Source organism: Pedobacter nyackensis, assembly GCF_032678475.1.
Classification (GTDB): Bacteria; Bacteroidota; Bacteroidia; order Sphingobacteriales; family Sphingobacteriaceae; genus Pedobacter; species Pedobacter nyackensis_A.
In genome coordinates this window covers 1-754 of the sequence record NZ_JAVTSF010000020.1, presented here as the reverse complement: position 1 = coordinate 754, position 754 = coordinate 1, and the positions used below count along the sequence as shown (strand labels likewise).

At 48.0% G+C, this 754-nt stretch carries 1 protein-coding gene; it reads right to left on the bottom strand.

The genetic code is table 11. From position 1 onward, the window contains the following. Positions 1–754 (bottom strand): MBG domain-containing protein (locus R2Q84_RS25205; RefSeq protein ID WP_316819378.1); only part of this gene is annotated, 754 nt, incomplete at both ends.

The following is a 754-nucleotide window of genomic DNA, read 5'->3' as shown; positions in this document are numbered from 1 at the left end:
GTACGTCAGTTCAGGATCAGTCTCACCATATACTTTGGTTTTGGCAGCTGCTGTTACCGTAACCGCTTTAGCCGTAATGCTTAAGTTCGCTGGAACATAAGTCACCGCATAATTGCTGTTCAAGGTAAGGTTACCCTGACCAATGGCATGGTCACCAATGTTCTCACCAGTTGCCCTCTCCAAGGTACCCGTAAACTCGTCTGTTCCGATCAGTGCCGGAGCTACAGTGTACGTCAGTTCAGGATCAGCTTCACCATATACTTTGGTTTTGGCAGCAGCAGTTACTGTAACCGTTTTGGCAGTGATGTTTAAATCAGCAGGAACATACGTCACCGCATAGTTGCTGTTCAGTGCCAATGTACCCTGACCAATGGCGTGGTTGCCAATGTTCTCACCAGTTGCCCTCTCCAATGTACCCGTAAACTCGTCTGTTCCGATCAAGGCCGGAGCAACAGTATACGTCAGTTCAGGATCAGTCTCACCATATACTTTGGTTTTGGCAGCGGCTGTCACCGTAACCGTTTTGGCAGTGATGTTTAAATCAGCAGGGACATAAGTCACCGCATAGTTGCTGTTCAAGGTAAGGTTCCCCTGACCAATGGCGTGGTTGCCAATGTTCTCACCAGTTGTTCTTTCTAATGTACCCGTAAACTCATCTGTTCCGATCAAAGCCGGAGCAACAGTATACGTCAGTTCAGGATCTGATTCGCCATAGACTTTGGTTTTGGCAGCGGCTGTCACCGTAACCGTTTTA